At 37.1% G+C, this 4530-nt stretch carries 3 protein-coding genes and 2 pseudogenes; 3 read left to right on the forward strand and 2 right to left on the reverse strand.

All coding sequences use genetic code 11. The features are described from left to right. The first annotated feature begins 32 nt into the window (after window positions 1–32). Window positions 33–521: pseudogene (locus Q1X33_RS16390) on the forward strand (DnaJ domain-containing protein). Window positions 522–605: 84 nt separating this feature from the next. Here Q1X33_RS16390 and Q1X33_RS16395 read toward each other — a convergent pair. Continuing rightward, entirely contained in the window at window positions 606–1202 is a 597-nt protein-coding gene (locus tag Q1X33_RS16395) for a TetR/AcrR family transcriptional regulator (protein ID WP_002326773.1), read from the reverse strand. A 310-nt stretch (window positions 1203–1512) separates the two neighbouring features. On the opposite strand from Q1X33_RS16395, the gene narA reads away from it, so the two are divergent. Further along, window positions 1513–2394, forward strand: a complete 882-nt coding sequence (gene narA / locus Q1X33_RS16400; protein ID WP_096711224.1) for an ionophore ABC transporter ATP-binding subunit NarA — start codon at window positions 1513–1515, stop codon at window positions 2392–2394. Window positions 2395–2417: 23 nt separating this feature from the next. Then, the gene (gene narB, locus Q1X33_RS16405) at window positions 2418–4031 is read left to right on the forward strand and encodes an ionophore ABC transporter permease subunit NarB (RefSeq protein WP_002333004.1); all 1614 of its coding nucleotides are present in this window, start codon (window positions 2418–2420) and stop codon (window positions 4029–4031) included. Window positions 4032–4102: 71 nt separating this feature from the next. Here the strand turns inward: narB and Q1X33_RS16410 are convergent. Continuing rightward, window positions 4103–4396, reverse strand: a pseudogene (locus Q1X33_RS16410) (IS30 family transposase); the annotation flags it as partial. Between the last annotated feature and the right edge of the window lie 134 nt (window positions 4397–4530).

The raw sequence follows: 4530 nt of genomic DNA on the forward strand, positions 1-4530 counted from the left end.
GCCAAAAATCAAAAAGAAAAGGAATGATAAAAATGAAATACATTAAAAACGTTGAAACATTGGAAGAATTGAAAAAAGCCTACAAAAAGTTAGCTTTGAAGTTACACCCCGATTGTGGAGGGAATGAAGAAGAAATGAAAACTTTGAACAATGAATATGACGAACTGTTTAGCAAACTTAAAAACACTCATAAGAATAAAGACGGTGAAACTTACACCAAAGAAACAACAGAAACACCCGAACAGTTTAAGGATATTATTAATAAATTGTTCAATCTAAAAATGGACGGCGTAGCAATCGAAGTAGTAGGAACATTTATATGACTAACAGGTAATACAAAACCATATAAAGAAGATATAAAAGCCCTAGAATTCCGATATTCACCTAAAAAATATGCTTGGTATAAAGCCCCTAAAGATTACAAAAAAAGAAGCCGACTACGATCAATCTGTGAGAAGCGGCTGTCTCTGAGACAATTGCATCACATTTTAGTTGTGAATATGTATCTCAAATACACCTAGCAGATGAATCGATTCTGATTTGTATGCATACATTTTATTTTTTTGTGGATTCGGCGAGTATTTCTTCTTTTGTTGTTCGTAAAACTATTGTCTCGGAGCGATTCCTTTTACCAACAGCTCAGTCCATTCCGCTGTATAAGGCAGGATTTTCTCATAAATCTGCGGATTAGAGATGCCTTCGATCATGGCTTGAAAATACAACATCAAAAATTCATCTGAATATTTTAAATCGACTTTTCCTTCTTTACGCCCGCGATGGAATAAATCCAACATAATGCCAAAACTTTGCTTTGTATAAGCTTCCATCATTCGGGTAAAGCCGCTGTCTTCTTTTTTAGTGTAATAGCTCATTAAATCTAGGTAAAATTGTTTATTGATTTTTTCGAGGTAATCGATTTTATTTTGACTCATGGCGATCAAAGTTTCTTCAAATGATGCATTTTTCTCCATGATTTTTTTAGCTTTTTCCCCCATTTCATCCATTGACCGGATAAAGACTTCATGAATGAGCTTTTCTTTGCTGCCAAAATATTTAAAAATAGAAGTTTTTCCTACATTGGCCTTTTTGGCTACGGCATCGATCGTTAAATTCTCGATTCCCGTATCTGTATTCATCAGATCAAAAGCAGCTCGTAAAACTTTTTTCTTTTTTTCTTCTGTTCTTCGTTCAAAACCATCCATTAAAAATACCTACTTTCTATAAAAAAGAACTTTTTGTTTATCATAGTTCAAAAATAGCTTCGTATATATTATATAGGAAATAATACGAACTAACAATGGAATCATAGGTTTAAATTTAAAATTATTTTTATTGACTGTTAAAATAAAAAAGAATATTATTGGAGCTGTAAAAGAACTTTGGTTTGAAACAAAGTATAAAGGGGTATTTTATGAACGATACGTATTGTATTGGTTCATAAAAAAGGTGCGTTTTGTTCAGACTGGAAAGCTCGTTATAAAATCATGTCAAAAGAAAAGGGAGTTATGTACCATGACAGAAATTGTAAAAGTACAAGGCTTGCAAAAAAAATTTGGTAAATTCCAGGCGTTGAAAGATGTCTCATTCACAGTAAACGCCGGTGAAGTTGTTGGTTTTATCGGACCAAATGGAGCAGGAAAGTCAACGACGATTCGTACACTGCTAGGAATCATCAACCAAGACGAAGGAGATGTCCAAATATTCGGAAAAGATGTTTGGAAAGATAGTCTAGAAATCCATAAACGAATTTCGTATGTTCCTGGGGATGTTGCTCTTTGGGGCAGCCTGACTGGTGGAGAGATCATTGATCTATTTATCAAACTTCATGGCGGCGGGAGCAAAGCAAAGCGTGATTATTTAATCAAACGATTTGAACTTGATCCAAAGAAAAAAGCCAAAGGTTACTCTAAAGGAAATCGTCAAAAAGTCGGTTTGATTGCTGCACTTTCAGTTGAATCTGATCTGTATATTTTAGATGAACCGACTTCAGGACTAGATCCATTGATGGAAGCAGTATTCCAAGAAGAAGTAGAAAAAATCAAAAATGATGGCAAAGCGATTCTATTATCTTCACATATTTTAAGTGAAGTTGAACGATTAGCAGATAAAGTAGCAATCATTCGACGTGGAGAAGTAGTTGAAACAGGTACATTAGATGAATTGCGTCATTTGACTCGCTCAACAGTTACATTGGTGACAAAAGGCGATATTGAGAAACTTGCGACGCTCTCTGGCGTGCATGATTTTGTTCAAAAAGACGGCAAAGCAACTTTTTCTGCTGACAATGAAGCGATGAATACGATTCTGACCGAGGCAACCAAATTAGGTGTGATAAAAATCGAATCTGTACCGCCAACGCTCGAAGATTTATTCATGCGTCACTACGAAGGCTGATTGTCGGAACGGAGGAAAAGAAAATGAATGAAAAATTTGCGCGTTGGAACGTATTGTTCATTCAATACGTGAAACGCGATTGGAAAAAAATAATTGTTTGGGTTTTAGGTTTGGGTTTGTTCTCAGGAGCATATGTACCAGCATTTGAAGAGATTGCTAAAGGACAAGGTCTTTTAGGGATGTTTGAAACGATGCAAAATCCAGCGATGATCTCGATGGTTGGACCTACACCAATCAAAATAGGTACGGATTATACTTTAGGAGCGATGTATGCTCAAGAGATGTTGCTGTTTTGCGGATTGTTCGCAATGATTATCTCAGCACTTCATGTGGTGAGCCACACGCGAAAAGAAGAAGAATTAGGTTTGACTGAATTGGTTCGCTCATTTCGAGTAGGACGACAAGCCAATTCATTAGCTGTTATCAGTGAGATGCTGTTGATCAATCTTTTATTAGGTCTTTTAATCGGCGGACTCATGATGAGTTTTGGTGTAAAAACGATTGATGCCGAAGGAGCTTTCTTGTTCGGAGGATCAATTGCATTGGCGGGAATTATCGGTGGTGTATTGGCACTTGTGATGTCGCAGATTATGGCGACTTCTACTGGAGCAACCGGCTCGACATTAAGTCTTATAGGACTTTTGTATATCGTGCGCGCTGGAACAGATGTGTCTAATCTTGATCTATCAATGTTCAATCCAATGGGATGGATTTACTTGACCTATCCTTTCACAAAAAATAACTGGCTACCATTATTATTTGCTTTGATTTTTAGTCTTGTTTTTACCGTACTTGCGTTTGTGTTGGAAGAACATCGCGACATGGGCGCAGGTTATCTTCCTGAACGAGAAGGACGTGCGACGGCGAAGAAATCACTACTTTCTGTACCTGGTTTGTTTTTCAAGATTAATAAAGGAGTAATGATTGGTTGGCTGATCGCATTTGTGGTTATGGGAGCTGCGTATGGCTCCATTTATGGAGACATGCAAGTCTTTCTTGGCGGAAATGAACTGATGAAACAAATGTTCACTCAATCTGGCGTTTCCATTGAAGAATCCTTTACGGCAACGATCATGATGGTAATGATTGGATTAGTCACAATCTTGCCAATCGCGGTGGTCAATAAATTATTTGCAGAAGAAACAAGACTGCATCTGAGTCAACTGTATGTAACGAAGATTACGCGAGGCCAATTATATTGGACAACGATATTTTTAGCTATTTTTGCTGGAGTCGTAGGCATTGGCTTAGCATCAGCGGGATTAGGTGGAACGGCGATTTCTGCGATGAAAAATGAATCGACTATGGATCTGACCGATTTCTTAGCTGCTGGATACAATTTTCTCCCTTCCATCTTATTTTATATTGGTTTGGCTGCTTTAGCGTTAGGCTGGTTGCCAAAATTTGGAAAAGTAATCTATGCTTATCTAGGCTATTCCTTTGCTTTGAATTATTTCGGCGGAATCTTAGATTTGCCGGATTGGTTCTCAAAAACGGCGATTCAAAGTTGGATTCCACGCTTACCGATGGAAGAATTTGATGGAACGATTTTTGCAGTAATTACTGTTATCAGTATCGTCTTCTTATTTGTCGGCTATTTAGGATACAAACGCCGTGATATGGTAGAAGGCGCTTAAAAATTGAATTTCTAAAAAACCGTTCAGATTTACGAAAGTCGATTTGAGCGGTTTTTTTATGGCTTCAATTGTCAAATTAAGTGCAACGATTCATTAAAAAATACTTCATAAGGGGTTTTCCAATTTAGACATTTCCGTGGTCGCGTGTTTAATTTATTCGCCCATTCTTGAATTTGACTATTGAAAATACCTGAAATATCTTCACCTTTGGGTGAATATTCTCGTAATAAACCATTAGTATTTTCGTTTGTACAACGTTGCCATGGGGCATGTGGATCTGGAAAATACACTTTAGTGCCATTTAATTCTAGCGTTATTCGACTATGTTGGGAGAATTCTTTTCCTCTATCGGGTGTAACGGTTTTACATTTATCTGGTTCTGTTGCGAAGTTTGAAAATCAAACGCGCCCTCTCTGAACTCCAAATATCTTAGGCTGGTATTCCCATTAATATTTTGATTTCAGTACAGACCGAAAACCCGAAGAGAGTGCCTTCTTTT

It is taken from the genome of Enterococcus sp. B2E4, from assembly GCF_030499455.1.
GTDB classification, from domain to species: Bacteria; Bacillota; Bacilli; order Lactobacillales; family Enterococcaceae; genus Enterococcus_D; species Enterococcus_D casseliflavus.

Bases quoted from the DNA above. Each gene is read 5' to 3' on its own strand.
- narB (WP_002333004.1), top strand. From the start codon at position 2,418: ATGAATGAAAAATTTGCGCGTTGGAACGTATTGTTCATTCAATACGTG.
- Q1X33_RS16395 (WP_002326773.1), bottom strand. From the start codon at position 1,202: ATGGATGGTTTTGAACGAAGAACAGAAGAAAAAAAGAAAAAAGTTTTA.
- narA (WP_096711224.1), top strand. From the start codon at position 1,513: ATGACAGAAATTGTAAAAGTACAAGGCTTGCAAAAAAAATTTGGTAAA.